Genomic DNA, 17,311 nt, shown 5'->3' on the forward strand with positions numbered 1-17,311 from the left:
GCCGCCCCCGGCAGCGTGCCGGGGGCGGCCGTTCGCGTTAGGGCTCCACGGGCTCGTGGCCCAGCGCCCAGCCGACGTCCCTGAGCAGGGCGTGCCGCCAGCCCGCCCGGTCGTGGTCCGAGGCCGAGCGCGAGACGCGCACGGTGGCACCCGCCTGTTCGGTCAGGGTCTCCGCGAGCGCGCAGTGCGGCAGCATCCGCGTCTCGTGCTCCCCCACGTCGAAGGCGATCCGCAGCCCGGACAGATCGGGGCGCTCCCGCAGCCGCGCGGCGATCGTGCCGCCGAGCGGGCCGCCCAGGGGGTCGGCCGTGCCCATGGCGTCCGGCGTCCACCAGAACGACCCCGACTGGCAGGCCACCCGCGACACCAGGCCGGGGAACTCCAGCGCCGCGTACAGCGCGCTCAGCCCGCCCAGGCTCTGCCCCGCCACCACCAGCCGGTCCGTGTCGGCGGGCAGCCCGGACTCCGCGACGAGCGGCAGCAGTTCGTCCCTGACCGCCTCCCACAGCACCGGATCGCACCCGAGCTCGGCGAGCCTGTTCCTGGCCGGGAGGAAGACGAGCGTGACGGGCGGCAGGTCGCCGCTCGCGACGGCCGAGTCGAACGCGGTCACGGCCGGGTGCAGGTACAGCCAGTCGTCGCCGTCCAGCAGCAGCACCACAGGACCGCCGCCGCCCGCCGGATGGACCCGCACGGTGCGCCGCCCGCCGAGGCGCGCGCTGTTCCAGCGCAGCCGGGCGGCTGGCAGGGGCAGGACGTCGGACGCGTCGACGACGGGCCAGTGCGGCTGGTCGGGGGCGTCCGGGGTCGCGGCGATGGAGCGGTCGCCGCCCGCGCCGAGCGGGTTGAGCGGGTCGGCGTACGCGTCGCGGTCCGCTTCCGTCTCGCCGACCAGCAGTTGGTAGGTCACGCGCAGCCGCGCGGGCATCGGCACCTCGGCGTACCAGCAGTCCGTCCCGGCCCAGCGGCGCAACGGCACGGGCGCCGACCAGCTCTCGAAGGAGAGGGTGGCGGGCGCGCCGCGCCACAGGAAGAGGGTCGTCCAGCCGCCGCCGTCGGCGGGGACGGAGAGCGGGGTGCGCGCCGCCGCCCAGAACGCCTCGGTGCCGGGTGCGCCGGACAGTCCGTACGCGGCGAAGGCGTGCTCCGTCGCGGTCACCTGGCGCATGTACGTCTCCTTGTGAGCGGGGGAGGGGAAAGGTTAAGCTCGAACCTGAACTTAGATTAGGGGAGCCTAACCTAATCGTGACCTGCCGTTCCATCCTCGATCACCCACAGGCCCGTCGGCCCATGGAGGCACTTACAGCATGAGCACCAACCCGTTCGACGACCCCGACGGCCGTTTCCTGGTCCTGGTGAACGACGAGGGGCAGCACTCGCTCTGGCCGTCCTTCAACGAGGTGCCCGGAGGGTGGACGATCGCCTTCGAGGAGAACACCCGGCAGGCGTGCCTGGAGTACGTCGAGGCCAACTGGACCGACCTGCGCCCGCGTTCCCTGGTGGAGGCCATGGACTCCTGAGGGTTTCGGGCCGCGTCGCGGGCGAGTCGGGCATCCGCCGACTCGCCCGTTCGCTTTTCCCGGGGCCGCCGCGGGTGCGGCCGGGTGCGGCCGTCGCGCGGATGGCGCGCGGGCGGCGCGTGGCTACGGAGCCCTCGTGAGGATGCGCGCGCCCCGCCGGGGGTCGAGCGACGCCGCCCACGCGGGGGGTGCCAGGCGCGCGGTCGTGGGGGTGAAGCCGTTGCGCAGGAACAGCGCGCCGCCGCCGGTCGTCGCGGTGAACAGGGCGTCGAGGGACCGGGCGCGGGCCAGGGCCAGCGCGGCGTGCAGCAGGCCGACGCCGACGCCGCGGCCCTGCTGCCGCCCGGCCACGCAGAAGTTGTAGAGGACGCCCGCGGACCGGCCGTCCGCCTCCGGGCCCGCCGGGTGGACGCGCAGCCCGACGCAGCCCTCCAGCGGCCCTCCTGGCGCCTGCGCGACCAGGAACTCGGCCGCGTGGGCGGAGAAGAGCGAGACGGGCCGCTCCCGCAGGGCGCCCGAGCGGACGAAGGGCAGGGACAGCTCGGCGAGCGCGGCAGCGTCCTCCTTGCGGGCCCGGCGCACGGTGAGCGGCGGGGCGAGCGGCGTGGCGGGGGGCGCGTGCGGCGGCGTGGCGCGGTGCGGCGCGGCCGCGGCTGTGGTCAAGGGGGTCCTCCTCGATTCCACGAACGGTCGAGCGGCTTGCCTCCGTGTGGAGTCGGCGAGGCGAGCGGGATGCGGATTTCGGCTCCCATGGGACACGGGGGCGCTGGAGGGCGACAGGAGCCGTGGTGGTGGGGGCGGTTGCCTTGAACGCCCCGCCCCGGCCGCCCCGAACGCGGTCTCAGTGACCGTCGGCGGGTGCTTCCACGCGGCCCCGGACCGGGTCCGGCACGATCGTGGTACCGGGACTCCTCTCGTCGAGCACGCCGCGCAGCACCGCGTGCGGCACGCGGCCGTCGAGCACGTGCGCCCTGCGCACACCGCCCCGTACGGCCTGCAGGCAGCTCTCCATCTTCGGCAGCATCCCGCTCGCCAGCCCCGGCAGCATCCCGTCCAGGTCGCCGGCCGTCAGGCGCTCGACGACCTCGGTGCTGTGCGGCCAGTTCGCGTACAGCCCCGCCACGTCGGTGAGCGTCACCAGCCGGTCGGCGCGCAGGGCCACGGCGAGGGCCGAGGCCGCGAGGTCGGCGTTGACGTTGTAGACCTGTCCGTCCTCGCCGCGCGCCACGGGGGAGACCACCGGTATGTGCCCCTGCGCCAGGAGCGCGCGCACCATTCCCGGGTTCACGTCCACCACGTCGCCGACGAGGCCGATGTCCACCGCCCGTCCCTCGACCACGGCGGGCCGCCGCACGGCCGTCATCGTGTGCGCGTCCTCGCCCGACATGCCGACCGCGAAGGGGCCGTGGGCGTTGATGTGGCCGACCAGTTCGCGCTGGACCCGGCCCGTCAGCACCATCCGTACGACGTCCATGGTCTCCGGAGTGGTCACCCGCAGCCCGGCCTCGAACCGCGTCGGGAGGCCGAGGCGGTCCAGCATCGCGCTGATCTGCGGGCCGCCCCCGTGCACGACGACCGGGCGCACGCCCGCGCGCCACAGGTCGACGACGTCCTTGGCGAAGGACTTCTGCAGGTCGGCGTCGACCATGGCGTTGCCGCCGAACTTGACGACGACCGTGCGGCCCTGCGACTCCTCCGCGCGGAGGGAAGACCCGGCTGACGGATCCGCGTCCGCGCGCCCCGTGACGGCCGTTCCCATATCTGACCCCACTCCGTTCATGAGCCGTAGGCGTAGTTCTCTGCTCCAGGAGACGCACGCACCGCCGGGTCCGAACCGTCGAGCGACGCTTAGCTTAGCCTAACCTAAATGGCTTTGGATCTCGGGAAAACCGGTTGGCCACCGGCCGGGAAGCGGGTATTTTCATCCCGCCGTGTTCATGCCGTCATGGGGGAGAGGGAGGTGAGTTGATGACTGCCGTAGAGGCCGCCGCCGTGTGCGGCGCCCGGACCATCCTCACGTCCCGGGCTCCGGTCTGAGCTGTGATCCCCGCCCGTCCGCAGTGGCTGCTGCCCCTGGCGCGGCGAGCGCTCCGCGCGGATCGGAGTCCCCGTTCAAGGGTCTCTACGCTTGTCTTCGAACCGCTCTTCTTCGAACCGCACGTCTTCGAACACCTTCTCCTGCCTCCACTGCGGCCTCACCGTCACCGCCCTCGCGCCCGACGGAACCCCGCGCGACCACTGCCCGTCCTGCCTGCACTCCCGGCACGTCACCGACCCCGCCGACGGCGGGCCGTCCGACTGCCGCGCGCGCATGGCGCCGATCTCGATCGCCGTCGTACGCGGCGGGGACTGGACGGTCGTCCACCGCTGCACGCACTGCCAGGAACTGTCGGCCGCCCCGGTCGGCGACGACGACAACCAACTGCTGCTGATGCGGCTCGCGGTCCGGCCGCTCGCACAACCGCCCTTTCCGCTCGAAGCGTTCAGCGAGATCTAGGAGCGGTGGACACATGCCACGCAAGGCTTCACCGGCCGCTCGGCGCAGACCGCAGCGGCCCAAGAGCGTCCTGCACGGCCCCGGCGGCGAACGCGGCGACAGCTTCCGCTGCGTCGGCTGCCGCCTGGACGTGCCCGTGGCGGCGCCGGGCACGGCCCACCGCAACCACTGCCCCCACTGTCTGACCAGCCGTCACGTCGACGGCCGGGTTCCGGGCAGCCGCGCCGCGGCCTGCGGGGGACGGATGAGCGCACTGTCCATGGCCGTGCGGGAGGACGGCGAATGGCTGCTCGTGCACCAGTGCCACTCCTGCCGCGCGCTCAAGGCCAACCGCATCGCCGGTGACGACAACGTGGTCGCCCTGATGCGCCTGGCCCTGCGGCCCGTCGCCGACCGGCGGTTCGGCGAACGCGCCGCGGCCGGACTGCCGGGGACGGGGTTCCCGGAGTAGGACGGCCGGTCGTACGGGGGGCTTGGGGCAGTGCTGCCCCAAGCCCCCCGCGGCGCGGGTTCCGCGGCGGCGGTCAGCCGGTCAGCCGGTCGGTCAGTCGGTCGGCGGGTCAGCCGGTCGGTCGGTCGGCCAGTTCGCCCAGGAGCCGCCAGGTGCGGAGCCGGTCGGCGTCCCCGGCCACCTCCGTGCCCGCGAACACCACCTCCGTCGCCCCGGCGTCCCGGTAGCGCCGCACCTCCGCGGCGACCGTCTCCTCGTCGCCGATCACCGACACGTCACCGGCCCGCTGCCCGCCGGACAACTCGATGACCCGTGCGTAGGACGGGATCTGCTCGTAGAACGCGAGCTGTTCGGTGACCTTCTTCCGCACGGCGTCGACGTCGTCGGTGACGACGCCGTGCACCAGCGCGACGATCCTGGGTGCCGGACGCCCCGCGGCCCGTGCCGCCGCGGTGACCGCGGGCACGATGTGCTCGCCCAGGGCGCGCGGCCCCGCCAGATAGGGCAGGGTGCCGTCGGCCAGTTCACCGGTGGCGCGGAGCGCCTGGGGGCCCATCGCGGCGACGAGCAGCGGCACTCCCGCGTCGGCGCCCGGCACACGCGCGGGGATCGGGGTGGTCGCGGTGAGCAGCTCGCCGTGGAAGTCGGCCGCGCCGGTCTCGGTCAACTGCCTGATCGCGGTGAGGAATTCGCGCAGGCGGGCGATCGGCCGTTCGAAGGGGAGGCCGAAGCCCGTCTCGGTGAGGAGCTTGGTGCCCAGCGCCAGACCGAGGTGGTAGCGGCCGTGCGTGGCGGCCTGGGCGGTCAGGGCCTGGCCGGCGACCGGCAGGGGATGGCGGCCGAAGACCGGTATCGCCGAGGTGCCGACGTGCAGCTGCGGCACCTCACGGCCGACGATCGCCGCGAGTTGGGGCGAGTCCGCGCCGAAGGTCTGCCCGAACCAGGCCGAGCGCAGCCCGGCCAGGGCCGCTTCCTTCGCCAACCGCACGGACGCGTCGATCTGGTTCTCGGGACCGGTCGCGTTGAGCGCTACTCCAATGGTCATGTCCGTACGAACCAGCTGGGGACGGCCGCCCATTCCGGCCCGGTGTGACGGCTGTGTGTCGTCTCGCCCGGCGGACCGCCCGCGAAAGGGGCGTCAGGGGGCGCAGACGACGTCGCGTGCGGGCAGCGCCCCGCCGCGCAGGTAGTCGTTGACGGCCCGGTCCGCGCAGGGCACGGGGCGCAGCCGGGGGTCGGTGCCGCGCCCGTACACGCCGTGCGAGCGGATGTCCGCCGTCACCAGCCGCGACCCGGTCAGCCTGCGGTGCAGCGCCACCGCGCCCTCGTACGGAACGTTGTTGTCGCGCCGCGCCTGGAGCATCAGCACCGGCACGTCGTTGCCGATCCGGGTGCCCGGCTCGCGCGGCGCCGACTCCCAGAACGCGCAGGGGGCGATCATGCCGTTCACGAACGGGCCGAAGACGGGCTGGGTCGCGCGGCTGCGCCGGCTGTTCTTCCAGTACGTCTCCGGATCGGCGGGCCAGCCGCCCGCGGGCCAGCCGCCGTCCCCGCACATGAAGATCGCCCCGCCCGTCATGCCGCTCTCCAGCTCGGGAGAGGCCAACATGGCGATCATCTGCTTCAGTTGAGGTCCCGCGGGCCTGCCCGCCGCGACGTCCACCAGCTCCACGGAGAGGTCGGCCAGCGCCGCGTCGTACTCTCCGTGCTGGACGAACTGCTTCAGGATCATCCGGAGCACGGGCGCGCCGACGCGCTGCCCGTCCACGGCGAACGGGCGGCGCTCGGCCCGGTCGAGCAGGCCCTCGACGGTGTGCCGGACCTCCCGCGGGGTACGGCCGAGCCGGTACGTCCCGTGCCGGGCGGCGGCCCAGGCGGCCCACTCGTCCAGCCCCTGCTCGGCGGGGCGGCCCGAACTCCGGAACAGTTCGTACTGCGTGTCCGACGGGTCCGTGGAGGAGTCGATGACCATGCGGTCGACGCGGCGGGGGAACAACTGGGCGTAGACGGCGCCGAGGTCGGCGCCGTAGGACACCCCGTAGTAGGAGAGCACGCGCTCGCCCAGCGCGGCCCGGATCACGTCCACGTCCCGGGCGACGTTGCGGGTCGACGCGTGCGGGAGCAGCGCCGCGTTGTCGCCCTCCGCGTGGCAGCGGCGCGCGGTGTCGCGCGCGGCCGCCACCGACTCGTCGAAGTCCGCGCGGGCGGAGGACGGGGTGCCGGACGGCACCGGTGGGCGCGGCGCGGGGGCGGCGCAGCGCAGGGGCGTGCTTTCGCCGAGGAACCTGGGGTCGAAGCCGATCAGGTCGTAGCGGTCGGCGACGTCCTTCAACGCGGGCCGCAGGGCGAGGGTGGTGGAGAGCCCGGTCCCGCCGGGACCGCCGGGGTTGGACAGCAGGATGCCGCGCCGGTGCGCGCCGGGAGCGGCCTTGACGCGGGAGACCGCCACGCGGATCGTCCGGCCCCGCGGCGCCGCGTAGTCCAGCGGCACGGTCACCTCCGTGCACTGCGCGCCCGCCGCGACCAGGTCCTGCTGCCCGGCGGGGCACGGGCCCCAGGTCAGGTGCTGGCTCTCGTACGCGGCGAGCGGCGGGGCGGAGAGGGCGGCCCGAGGGCGGGGGGCGGACGGTGCGGAGGCCGCCGTCCCGGGTACGGCCCCGGCCAGGACGCCGGTCAGGGTCAGGCCGATGGTGACGGTGAGGGCGAGGCGCATGGTGTTCCTTCGAAGGGCGGGCGAACCGCGCACGGGGGATGACGGACGATCAGCAACGAGGCTAGGGAAGCCCGGTGGGGGCGGACATGGGGCTGTCCCGCCGACGGAGGTGGGGCTGTCCCCCGCACGGACGGCCGCCCGATCGTGGGCCGATACAGTCTTCGCGTGAACGACACCAGCGAGCTGCAGAAACACCCCGACTGGCGCGTGCTCGTCGTCGGCGGGGCATCGGGCACGGGCAAGACGACGGTCAGCCGGGCGCTGGCCCGCAGGTACGCCGTGCCCGTCGTGGAGGTCGACGACATCGTGGAGGCGCTGCTCGCGGTGACCCGCCCCGAGCACCTGCCCGACGTGCACCACTGGCGCACCCACCCCGAGGCGGCCGCGGGGGAGCCGGAGTCGGTGGTGGAGCGGCAGATCGCGATCGCCCGCGCGCTGGCGCCCGCGGTGGCGGCCGTGGTGGCCAACCACCTGGACACCGACACCCCCGTCATCCTCGAAGGCGACTACGTGCTGCCCGAGTTGGCGGCGGCGGTGGACGGCCGGGTGAAGGGGGTCTTCGTCCACGAGCGGGACGAGGCCAGAGTGGCGGCCAACTACCTCGCGCGCGAGCCGGAAGCGGGGCCGCAGCACCACAGGGCGCGGGTCAGCGTGCTGTACGGGCAGTGGCTCGCCGAGCGGGCCGGTGCGCACGGGGTGCCCGTCGTCGCCCCGCGCCCCTGGCGCGACCTCCCCGACCGGGTGTGCCGCGCGATCGACGGCGGGAACCTGTCGCGGCGCTCCGCCGACGGCATCCGCACGCCGTCCTGACGATTTCCTGACGAGCGCGAACCGGCCCGGGGCCCGGCAGCCGGAAGCGGCACGGCGGGCGCACGCGCGGCTGAGGATCCGGGCGACGCGGGGCGGAGCGGTCCGGCGCAACACCGCGCGCCTCCCGCGGGGTACGGCGGTCTTCAGGGCCCGTAAGGGAACGGTCGAGGACAACGAGACGACCGGGCCGTGAGGCGCGGGTCGAACGCCCAGACCGCGAGCGCGAGGGCGCTGAACCCGGCGCCCAGCACGCACACCGCCGTCCAGCCCGCCGCGGAGTACAGCGCGGTCGCGGCCGACGCGCCGACCGCGCTGCCGATCGAGTAGAAGACCATGTAGCCGCCGATGAGCCTGCTGCCCGCGTCGGGGCGCAGCGCGTGGATCACGTTCTGGTTGGTGACGTGGACGGCCTGTACGGCGAGGTCCAGCAGCACCACCCCGGCCGCGAGGGCCCACAGCGAGTGCCGGGTGAAGCCGAGCGGCAGCCAGGAGAGGCAGAGAAGGGCCAGGCCCGCGCCGGTCGTACGGTGCGCGTGGCCCCGGTCGTTGAGGCGGCCCGCGGCGTTCGCGGCGAGCGCTCCCGCGGCGCCGAGCAGTCCGAACGCGCCGATCGCGGTCGGTGACAGCGCGGTGGGGGGTTCGCTGAGGACGAGGGCGACGCTGCTCCACAGGGTGCTGAACGAGGCGAAGACGAGCAGCGCGTACGACGCGCGCAGCCGCAGCAGGGGTTCGCGGGCGAACAGGCGCACGGTGGAGGCGAGCAGACCGCCGTATCCGATGGCCGGGGCGGGGGCCGTGCGCGGGGGTACGACGCGGCGCAGCGCGAGGGCCGCGGCGCAGACCAGTGCAGCCGACACGAGGTAGACCGAGCGCCAGCCCGCGAGGTCGGAGAGCAGCCCGGACGCGGTGCGGGCGAGCAGGATGCCGATGACGACACCGCTGGTGACGGCGCCCACGACGTGCCCTCTGCGGCCGGGCTCCGCGAGGGCGGCGGCGCAGGCGACGAGGGACTGCGTCACGACGGCGAGCAGGCCAACGGCGGCCATCGCGGCGAGCAGCGCGGTCGCGGAGTTCGCACCGGCGACGCACAGCAGCGCGACGGCCAGCAGGGCCAGTTGGCCGGTGATCAGGCGTCGCGGATCGAGCAGGTCGCCCAGCGGGACGAGGAAGAAGAGCCCCAGGCCGTAGCCGACCTGGGTGAGCGTGACGACGGCGCCCAGAGCCGCAGGGGAGATGGCGAACTCCTCACCGAGGGAGACCAGGAGGGGTTGCGCGAAGTAGACGTTCGCGACCGCGATGCCGCCCGCGAGCGCGAAGAGCGCGGTGGAGCCCCGGGGGAGGGTGGCGGGCGGGGCGGTGTCGGATGTCCGGGGCATGGGGGCCTTCCCGTACGGATCGGTTGCATGTTGCTACCGCTGACCGTAGGCGTGACTGGTAGCATGATGCAACCGCCTTCGTAGTGGTGGCCGGTCAATGAGGGAGAGCGCGATGGTGAAACGGACCCGCTTCGACGACAGCGACTGCCCGGTGGCGCGGTCGGTCGACGCGATCGGCGACTGGTGGTCGCTCCTGATCGTGCGCGACGCCTTCGACGGCAGCCGCCGCTTCGGGGAGTTCCAGCGCGGCCTCGGCGTGGCGAAGAACATCCTGAGCGCCCGGCTGCGCGCGCTGGTCGCGGGCGGGGTCATGGAGATGGTGCCCGCGCCCGACGGGGGAGCCCACCACGAGTACGTGCTGACGGAGAAGGGCCGGGACCTCTTCCCCGTCGTCGTCGCGCTGCGCCAGTGGGGAGAGGCGCACTTCTTCGCGCCCGGCGAGCCCCATTCGAAGCTCACCGACCGCCGCGACGGCCTTCCGCTGCACCCGCTCCAGGTCCGCGCGGGGGACGGCCGGGCCCTCGCCCCCGAGGAGACGGTCGTCGACAAGCTCCCGAAGGCGTAGGCGCCCCCGCGCTCCTCGGGGGCCGGAGGGAGGCGCCCGTCGGAGCGGCCGGGTGCGGCCGACGCGCTACATCGGAGGCGCGGCCGGCGCCGGGCCGAGCGTGGTGGTGCCGGGCGCGGCGCGGTGGCCGAGCCCGGTGCGGTACGCGTCCAGCGCGTCCTCGACCCGTCCCGTACGCCGCAGCAGATCGCCCAGGAGGCGGCACAGGTCCGCCAGATCGCCCGCGGCGCTGGAGTCCTGGAGCAGGGCGAGGGCCGCGCGGTAGTGCTCCTCGGCGCCCGCCGCGTCCCCGTCCTCCTCGGCGATGAGGCCGAGCAGCCGGTGCGCCCCGCCCGCGTGCACCGCGCCGCGCCCCGCGCGCAGCGCCCCCCTCTCGCCGCCCGGGTCCAGCAGCGGCCGCAGCAGTTCCCTGGCCTCCCCGGCCCTGCCGCGCCGCCGCAGCACGTCCGCGAGCTCCACCTCGACCTGCTCGGTGAAGAGCGCCGCCCGCTTGGACGCGAGCATCTCCCTGGCCGTCCGCAGTTCGTGCTCGGCGCGCTCCAGGTCGCCGTCCTGGGCGTGCACGTAGCCGCGCATCCAGTGGCAGTGCGCCAGCTCCGTGCGGATCTGCAACTGCCGGTACAGCTCCTGGGCCTTGGCCAGCGAGGCGTCCGCCTCGGCGATGCGGCCCGTCGCGATCAGGGTCCGGGCGACGCCCCGGTGCATCGCGGCGACCAGCGCGGGATCGCCCACGCCAGGAGCCAGGGCCAGGGCCAGCTCGGCGGCGTGGGCCGCGCGGGCGTGGGCGCCCATGTCCATGTACGGCGCGATGGCCGCCGTGTACAGCAGCAGCAGGGCCTCGGGGTCGTGCAGGCCCGAGGCGTTCAGCTCGTCGAGCGCGGTCTCCAGCAGGTAGCAGGCGTAGCGCAGTTCGCCGGTGAGCAGGTGGACGGTGGCGCGGCCCCGGATCGCGGGGACGCGGGCGGGCAGCGGCTCGTCGGCGAGCAGGCGCTCGGCGGCGGCGAACCGCTCCCGGGCGCCGTCGAGGTCCCCCGACTCCAGCAGGCAGTCGCCGAGACCGAGGAGGGCGGCGGCCTGCTCGGCCGCCAGTTCCTGCTCCACGGCCAGGCCGTGCAGCTCCTGGAACAGCGCGGCGGCCTCCCCGGGGGTGCCGGTGGCCAGGGCGCGCCTGGCGTCGGTCAGCCGCAGCCGCAGGTCGGCGGCGAGCCGGGCGGGGCGGCCTGTGGCCAGCTCCTCGTAGTCGACGCCGAGCCGCGCCGCGATGTGGCGCAGCGCCGCCTCGGAGGGCCGCACCTTGCCCGACTCCAGCGTCGAGACGTACGCGGGGGTGTAGGCGGGTTCGGCCAGCTCCCGCTGGGTCAGCCCGCGTTCCGTGCGCAGCCGCAGGACGCGGCGGCCGATCGTGGCCGGACTGTCGGCCCGTACGCCCTGCGGACTCGTGTGTGCCACTGCTTCCCCACTTCGGTGCTGCCTGCCGGTGTTCCGGTGCCGCCTGTCGGTCCCGCGTCGAGCTAAGCCGATGGAGGGCGGGATGCGGAAGACGGGGGAGCCGCCCGGGATCGCCTATGTCATGGCCATTGCAAAACACTGCGTGGTTCTCTAGCTTGAACGGCACCTTAACCCCGCTTAACCCCCCACTTAAACCCCGGACTTCGGAGCCGTACCCCCATGCGCAGAGAGATAACCCCCAACAAAACGCCCCATCGCGCCCGTATCCGCGTCGCCATCGCCGCCGGGCTCGCCGCCACCGCGGCCCTCGCGGCCGCCGGCGGCGCGAAGGCCGCCGACCCGGGACGCGCCGACGATCCGCGCCCCACCCACCGCGTCGAGTACTTCACGGGCCCCGACGGCCACCCCCGCCACACCGAGGTCCCCGCGCCCGCCGCGCTCTCCCGGCAGCAGCAGTCCGCCATCGCGGGCGACGGCACCGTCGTGCCGATCGTGTACAACGGCCCCGTCGGCACCAAGGTCGACGTCGTCTTCATCGGCGACGGCTACACCGCGGCCCAGCAGGAGGACTTCCACGCCGACGTGCGCGCCAAGTGGGCGCAGGTCTCCGCGGTCCAGCCGTACGCCTCGTACCGCGGCCTGTTCAACGTCTGGGCCGTCGACGCGGTCTCCCGGGACTCCGGCGTCTCCGGCGACCCCTCGCCCGGCGTCGTGCGCGACACCGCCCTCGGCTCGTACTTCCACTGCGACGGCATCGAGCGGCTGCTGTGCGTGGACACCAACAAGGTCGAGTCCTACGCGTCGAAGGCCGCCGACCCCGACCTCGTCATCGTCCTCTCCAACTCCACCAAGTACGGCGGCGCCGGCTACAACGACATCACCTCGCCCTACGGCTACGACGGCATCGCCACCGCCTCGTCCGACAACGCCGACTCCGGGCAGGTCGTCGTCCACGAGACCGGCCACTCCTTCGGCAAGCTCGCCGACGAGTACTGGTACGACGACAGCGCCTACACGGGCCCCGAGCCCTGGGAGAGCAACACCAGCAAGCTGTCGGCCGCCCAGCTGACCGCGCAGCAGAAGAAGTGGTACCGCTGGATCGGCCAGGCGTCGCCCGACGGCGGGACCGTCGGCGCGTTCGAGGGCGGCGGCTACTACGGGCGCGGCATCAACCGGCCCACCGAGAACTCGATCATGCGGACGCTCGGCCGCGAGTTCAACCTGCCGGGGCGCGAGGCGATGGTCGCGGGCTTCCACCGGCACGCCTCCGTCATCGTCGGCGGCACCTCCACGGACCGGGCGATCCGCCGCGACCGGCGCATCGACGTGACGACGATCCCCGGTGCCCGGCTGACCTGGTCCGTCGACGGCCGCACCGTGAAGCCAGGGGTGCGGGACGGCAAGCGGCCCACCCCGCGCTCGCTCGGCGTCCCGGCCGACGGCCGCCCGCACACCGTCACCGTGCACGCCGCCGACCCCACGGACGCCGTGCGCGACCCCGAGCTGCGCGAGCTGCTGACGGACAGCCGCAGCTGGCGGGTGAAGCGCTGAGCGAGGCGCCGCGGAAAAAAGGGGGCCCGGTTTCCGTTATCGGGCCCCCTGCCGCAGGTCTCCCCTTGTGTCGGACAGAGAATGTCGGCACCGGGAAAGGACGTGGACAGGCGTGACAGCGATGGGTGGACCGGACCGCGCGGTGGTCGAGGCGGCGCGCGGCGGCGCCTTGTGGGCGCAGGACGAACTGGTCAGCACGCATTTGCCGCTGGTGTACAACATCGTCGGCCGCGCGCTGAACGGGCACGCCGACGTCGACGACGTCGTGCAGGAGATCATGCTCCGCGCGCTGCGCGGGCTCGGCTCGCTGCACGACCCGGGCGGCTTCAGGTCCTGGCTGGTGGCCATCACCATGAACCAGGTCCGGACGTACTGGCAGAAGAGGCAGTCCGTACCGGCCGACTCGGACCTCCAGGACGCCTACGACCTGGCCGACCCCGGCGCCGACTTCGTGGACCTGACCATCGTCCGCCTCGGCCTCGAAGGCCAGCGCCGCGAGGTCGCGCAGGCCACCCGCTGGCTGGACCCCGCCGACCGGGCGCTGCTGTCCCTGTGGTGGCTGGAGGCGGCGGGGGAGCTGAGCCGCGCCGAGGTGGCGGCGGCCCTGGAGCTGTCGCCCGAGCACACGGGCGTACGGGTCCAGCGGATGAAGGCGCAGCTGGAGACCGCCCGTCTGGTGGTGCGCGCGCTCGCCGCGGTGCCGCCGTGCCCGCGGCTCGGCGATGTGATCGGCGTCTGGGACGGGCACCCGTCGGCGCTGTGGCGCAAGCGCATCGCGCGCCACGTGCGCGACTGCGTGCCCTGCTCGGGCCACCAGGCGGGACTGGTCCCCGCCGAGGGGCTGCTGGTGGGGCTCGGCCTGGTGCCGGTGGCGGCCGCGGGCCTCGCCGGTCTCGCGGCGCTCCAGGGCGGCGGCGTTCCGGCCGAGCCGGTGGCCTTCGGCGCGCCCGCGCCGGGAACGGCGCCGGGCTCCGGAACGGGACAGGGCTCCGGAACGGGACAGGGCTCCGGAACGGGACAGGGGACCTGGGCGGGACAGGACGCCGGGGCGGGCGAGGGTACCGCCGTGCTCGGCGCGGTGCGCGGTCCGGCCGGGCAGGGCCGGCTCGGCCGTCGCGCGCAGGAGCGAATACGCAGGAAGCGCAGGACCACCGCGGTGGCCGCGGCCGTCGCCGTGCTCGTCGCGGGCGGTGCGTTCGTGGGCACGAACCTGCTGCCGTCGGACGGGGAGGGCGAGACCGTGACCTCCGCGGGCGACACCCCGTCGACCGCCCCCGCGCAGACCGCCGCGGCCCCCGCCCCCACCCCCGAGGCGCCCTCCCCGTCGGCCTCGCCGAGCAAGTCGCCCTCGCCCAGGCCGAGCGCGACCCCCAGCAAGGCGAAGCCGAAGCCGAAACCGAAGCCGACCGCGACGAAGACCAGGACGGCGCCGCCCGAGCCCCGCCCCGAACCCCCGCGCACCCCCACCACCGCCCCCGACGGCACTCCGTCGGGACAGGTCCTGGCCATCGTCAACGACGAACGGGCCAAGGCGGGCTGCGGACCCGTGCGGCCCGACGACCGACTGGCGCGCGCGGCCCGGCTGCACAGCGAGGACATGTCGGCCAACGACTACTTCGACCACACCAGCCGGGACGGCCGCAGCTTCAGCGACCGGGCCCAGGCCCAGGGCTACCCGTCGCCGGGCGCGGAGAACATCGCACGGGGCCAGGGCTCGCCCGCCGCCGTGATGGATGCGTGGATGAACTCGCCGGGCCACCGCGCGAACATCCTCAACTGCTCGCTCAAGACGATGGGCGTCGGCCTGGTCGAGGAGGACTGGACCTGGACGCAGGTCTTCGGGTTCTGAACGCACCCCGGCGGGACGCGTCCGCCCGGACGCGTCCGGGCGGGGTGCGTCCGGGTGGACGCGCCCAAGGGGCCGGTTAGCCCCTCCCCGGACCCCGCGGCCCAGTGGCAACGTCGGTGGCACCCGACCGACAGGAGCCGCAGGCATGGTGAACGACCTGCTCGACGCCCTGGACGCGCACTGGCGCGCCGCCAACTACCTGGCCGCGGGCCAGATCTACCTCATGACCAACCCCCTGCTGACCGAGCCGCTGCGCCCCGAGCACGTCAAACCCCGGCTGCTCGGCCACTGGGGCACCTCTCCCGGCCTCAACCTCGTGCACACCCACCTCAACCGGGTCGTCAAGGAACGCGACCTGGACGCGATCTGCGTCTGGGGCCCGGGGCACGGCGGACCCGCCGTCCTCGCCAACTCCTGGCTGGAGGGCAGCTACACGCAGACGTACCCCGACATCACGCGGGACGCGGCGGGGATGGCGGCACTGTTCCGGCAGTTCTCCTTCCCCGGCGGCGTGCCCAGCCACGTCGCCCCCGAGACGCCGGGCTCGATCCACGAGGGCGGCGAGCTCGGCTACTCGCTCGCCCACGCCTACGGCGCCGCCTACGACAACCCGGGCCTGCTGGTCGCCTGCGTGATCGGCGACGGCGAGGCGGAGACCGGGCCGCTCGCCGCCTCCTGGCACTCCACGAAGTTCCTCGACCCGCTCCACGACGGCGCGGTCCTGCCGATCCTGCACCTCAACGGCTACAAGATCGCCAATCCGGCCGTACTGGCCCGCCTGCCGCAGTCCGAACTCGACTCCCTCCTGAGGGGATACGGGCACGAGCCGCTGCACGTGACCGGCGGCGAGCCGCGCCACGTGCACGAGGCGATGGCCCGAGCCCTCGACGAGGCCCTGGACCGCATCGACGCGGCGAAGAAGTCGGGCGGGCGCCCCCGCTGGCCGATGATCGTGCTGCGTACGCCCAAGGGCTGGACCGGCCCCCGCGAAGTCGACGGAGTACCGGTGGAGGGCACCTGGCGCTCCCACCAGGTCCCGCTCCCCGGCGTCCGCGAGAACCCCGACCACCTGCGGCAGTTGGAGCGGTGGCTGCGCTCCTACCGCCCCGACGAGCTCTTCGACGCCGAAGGCCGTCCCACCGAACGCGTCCTGTCCTGCGTGCCCGAGGGCCCCCGCCGCCTGGGCGCCAACCCGCACGCCAACGGCGGACTCCTGCTGCGCTCGCTCCCGCTGCCCCGCCCCGAGGAGTGCGCCGTCCACGTCGACAAGCCCGGAGCGAGCCTGCACGAACCAACCGCCGTGCTCGGCGGCTACCTCGCCCGCGTCATGGCGGCCACCGCCGAGCGCCGCGACTTCCGCGTCGTGGGCCCCGACGAGACCGCGTCCAACCGCCTCCAGGCGCTGTACGAGGTCACGGGCAAGGCCTGGCAGGGACAGCTCGCCGACACCGACGAACACCTCGCCCGCGACGGCCGGGTGATGGAGGTCCTCTCCGAACACCTCTGCCAGGGCTGGCTGGAGGGCTACACCCTCACCGGCAGGCACGGCCTGTTCTCCTGCTACGAGGCGTTCGTCCACATCGTCGACTCGATGGTCAACCAGCACGTCAAATGGCTCAAGACGTCCCGGCGGCTGGCCTGGCGGGCCCCGGTCGCCTCCCTCAACTACCTGCTGACCTCGCACGTCTGGCGCCAGGACCACAACGGCTTCTCGCACCAGGACCCCGGGTTCGTCGACCACGTCCTCAACAAGAGCCCGGAAGTCGTCCGGGTCCACCTGCCGCCGGACGCCAACACCCTGCTGTGCGTCGCCGACGGCGCCCTGCGCTCGCGCGACCAGGTGAACGTGATCGTCGCGGGCAAACAGCCCTGCTTCGACTGGCTGTCCATGGCCGACGCCAAGGTCCACTGCGCCCGCGGCGCGGGCATCTGGGAGTGGGCGGGGACCGAGGACGGCAGCCGCGACCCGGACGTGGTGCTCGCCTGCGCCGGGGACGTGCCCACCCAGGAGACCCTGGCCGCCGCCGCGCTGCTGCGCGAGCACGTACCCGGGCTCGCGGTGCGGGTCGTCAACGTCGTCGACATCGCGCGCCTCATGCCGCGCGAGGAACACCCGCACGGCATGGCGGACTTCGAGTACGACGCGCTGTTCACCCCGGACAAGCCGGTGGTCTTCGCCTACCACGGCTACCCGTGGCTGATCCACCGCCTCGCCTACCGCCGCACCGGCCACGCCCACCTCCACGTGCGCGGCTACAAGGAGGCGGGCACCACCACGACCCCCTTCGACATGGTGGTGCGCAACGACCTCGACCGGTACCGCCTGGCCATGGACGTCATCGACCGCGTCCCCGGGCTCGGCGTCCGCGCCGCGTCCGTGCGCCAGGCGATGGCGGGCGCACGCGCCCGCCACCACGACTGGATCCGCGAGCACGGCACCGACCTGCCCGAGGTGGCCCACTGGTCCTGGCCCTACTGAGCGGTTCTGCTGAGCGGCCCTACCGGGCGGTCCTACCGAGCGGCGGCGTCC

The 17,311-nt window shown here is 74.2% G+C and carries 15 protein-coding genes; 8 read left to right on the forward strand and 7 right to left on the reverse strand.

Features of this window, described 5'->3' with window-relative positions; all coding sequences use genetic code 11:
* Positions 1–37: 37 nt before the first annotated feature.
* Positions 38–1,168, reverse strand: a complete 1,131-nt coding sequence (locus tag ACIBNE_RS04360) for an alpha/beta hydrolase-fold protein (protein ID WP_399269347.1) — start codon at positions 1,166–1,168, stop codon at positions 38–40.
* A gap of 139 nt (positions 1,169–1,307) precedes the next feature.
* Between ACIBNE_RS04360 and ACIBNE_RS04365 the strand changes: the two genes are divergently transcribed.
* The gene (locus tag ACIBNE_RS04365; RefSeq protein WP_399269349.1) at positions 1,308–1,520 is read left to right on the forward strand and encodes an MbtH family protein; all 213 of its coding nucleotides are present in this window, start codon (positions 1,308–1,310) and stop codon (positions 1,518–1,520) included.
* A gap of 123 nt (positions 1,521–1,643) precedes the next feature.
* Here ACIBNE_RS04365 and ACIBNE_RS04370 read toward each other — a convergent pair whose 3' ends face one another.
* Together ACIBNE_RS04370 and argB are read right to left on the reverse strand one after the other, a co-directional pair.
* The gene (locus ACIBNE_RS04370; RefSeq protein WP_399269351.1) at positions 1,644–2,183 is read right to left on the reverse strand and encodes a GNAT family N-acetyltransferase; all 540 of its coding nucleotides are present in this window, start codon (positions 2,181–2,183) and stop codon (positions 1,644–1,646) included.
* Positions 2,184–2,361: 178 nt separating this feature from the next.
* Complete coding sequence (gene argB / locus ACIBNE_RS04375; protein WP_399269353.1) at positions 2,362–3,279, reverse strand: acetylglutamate kinase; 918 nt, start codon at positions 3,277–3,279, stop codon at positions 2,362–2,364.
* A 369-nt stretch (positions 3,280–3,648) separates the two neighbouring features.
* On the opposite strand from argB, the gene ACIBNE_RS04380 reads away from it, so the two are divergent.
* On the forward strand, positions 3,649–4,017 hold the full coding sequence (locus tag ACIBNE_RS04380) for an RNHCP domain-containing protein (protein ID WP_399269355.1): 369 nt from the start codon (positions 3,649–3,651) through the stop codon (positions 4,015–4,017).
* 13 nt (positions 4,018–4,030) lie between these two features.
* Positions 4,031–4,468 carry an RNHCP domain-containing protein gene (locus ACIBNE_RS04385; protein WP_399269357.1) on the forward strand — a complete coding sequence of 146 codons (438 nt, stop codon included), beginning with the start codon at positions 4,031–4,033 and terminating at the stop codon, positions 4,466–4,468.
* A gap of 109 nt (positions 4,469–4,577) precedes the next feature.
* Here the strand turns inward: ACIBNE_RS04385 and ACIBNE_RS04390 are convergent, their stop codons facing one another.
* Positions 4,578–5,513, reverse strand: a complete 936-nt coding sequence (locus tag ACIBNE_RS04390; protein ID WP_399269359.1) for a TIGR03564 family F420-dependent LLM class oxidoreductase — start codon at positions 5,511–5,513, stop codon at positions 4,578–4,580.
* Between the two features lie 93 nt (positions 5,514–5,606).
* The gene (locus ACIBNE_RS04395; protein WP_399269361.1) at positions 5,607–7,181 is read right to left on the reverse strand and encodes an alpha/beta hydrolase; all 1,575 of its coding nucleotides are present in this window, start codon (positions 7,179–7,181) and stop codon (positions 5,607–5,609) included.
* A 165-nt stretch (positions 7,182–7,346) separates the two neighbouring features.
* Here ACIBNE_RS04395 and ACIBNE_RS04400 point away from each other — a divergent pair, with 165 nt between their 5' ends.
* The gene (locus tag ACIBNE_RS04400) at positions 7,347–7,991 is read left to right on the forward strand and encodes a hypothetical protein (RefSeq protein WP_399269363.1); all 645 of its coding nucleotides are present in this window, start codon (positions 7,347–7,349) and stop codon (positions 7,989–7,991) included.
* Between the two features lie 143 nt (positions 7,992–8,134).
* Here ACIBNE_RS04400 and ACIBNE_RS04405 read toward each other — a convergent pair whose 3' ends face one another.
* Positions 8,135–9,367: an MFS transporter gene (locus ACIBNE_RS04405; protein WP_399269365.1), complete on the reverse strand. Its 1,233-nt coding sequence runs from the start codon at positions 9,365–9,367 to the stop codon at positions 8,135–8,137.
* Positions 9,368–9,479: 112 nt separating this feature from the next.
* Between ACIBNE_RS04405 and ACIBNE_RS04410 the strand changes: the two genes are divergently transcribed.
* Positions 9,480–9,932: a winged helix-turn-helix transcriptional regulator gene (locus ACIBNE_RS04410; RefSeq protein ID WP_399269367.1), complete on the forward strand. Its 453-nt coding sequence runs from the start codon at positions 9,480–9,482 to the stop codon at positions 9,930–9,932.
* Between the two features lie 66 nt (positions 9,933–9,998).
* Here the strand turns inward: ACIBNE_RS04410 and ACIBNE_RS04415 are convergent, their stop codons facing one another.
* Positions 9,999–11,381: a tetratricopeptide repeat protein gene (locus ACIBNE_RS04415; RefSeq protein ID WP_399269369.1), complete on the reverse strand. Its 1,383-nt coding sequence runs from the start codon at positions 11,379–11,381 to the stop codon at positions 9,999–10,001.
* A 219-nt stretch (positions 11,382–11,600) separates the two neighbouring features.
* Here ACIBNE_RS04415 and ACIBNE_RS04420 point away from each other — a divergent pair, with 219 nt between their 5' ends.
* From ACIBNE_RS04420 to ACIBNE_RS04430, 3 genes are all read left to right on the forward strand, one after another.
* The gene (locus ACIBNE_RS04420; RefSeq protein ID WP_399269371.1) at positions 11,601–12,932 is read left to right on the forward strand and encodes a M64 family metallopeptidase; all 1,332 of its coding nucleotides are present in this window, start codon (positions 11,601–11,603) and stop codon (positions 12,930–12,932) included.
* Between the two features lie 121 nt (positions 12,933–13,053).
* Positions 13,054–14,781 (forward strand): sigma-70 family RNA polymerase sigma factor, encoded by a 1,728-nt coding sequence (locus ACIBNE_RS04425; protein ID WP_399270072.1) that lies wholly within the window; start codon positions 13,054–13,056, stop codon positions 14,779–14,781.
* Between the two features lie 145 nt (positions 14,782–14,926).
* Positions 14,927–17,260: a phosphoketolase gene (locus ACIBNE_RS04430; RefSeq protein ID WP_399269373.1), complete on the forward strand. Its 2,334-nt coding sequence runs from the start codon at positions 14,927–14,929 to the stop codon at positions 17,258–17,260.
* Positions 17,261–17,311 lie beyond the last annotated feature (51 nt).

The sequence above is a fragment of the Streptomyces sp. NPDC050504 genome (genome assembly GCF_044458065.1).
Lineage (GTDB): Bacteria > Actinomycetota > Actinomycetes > Streptomycetales > Streptomycetaceae > Streptomyces.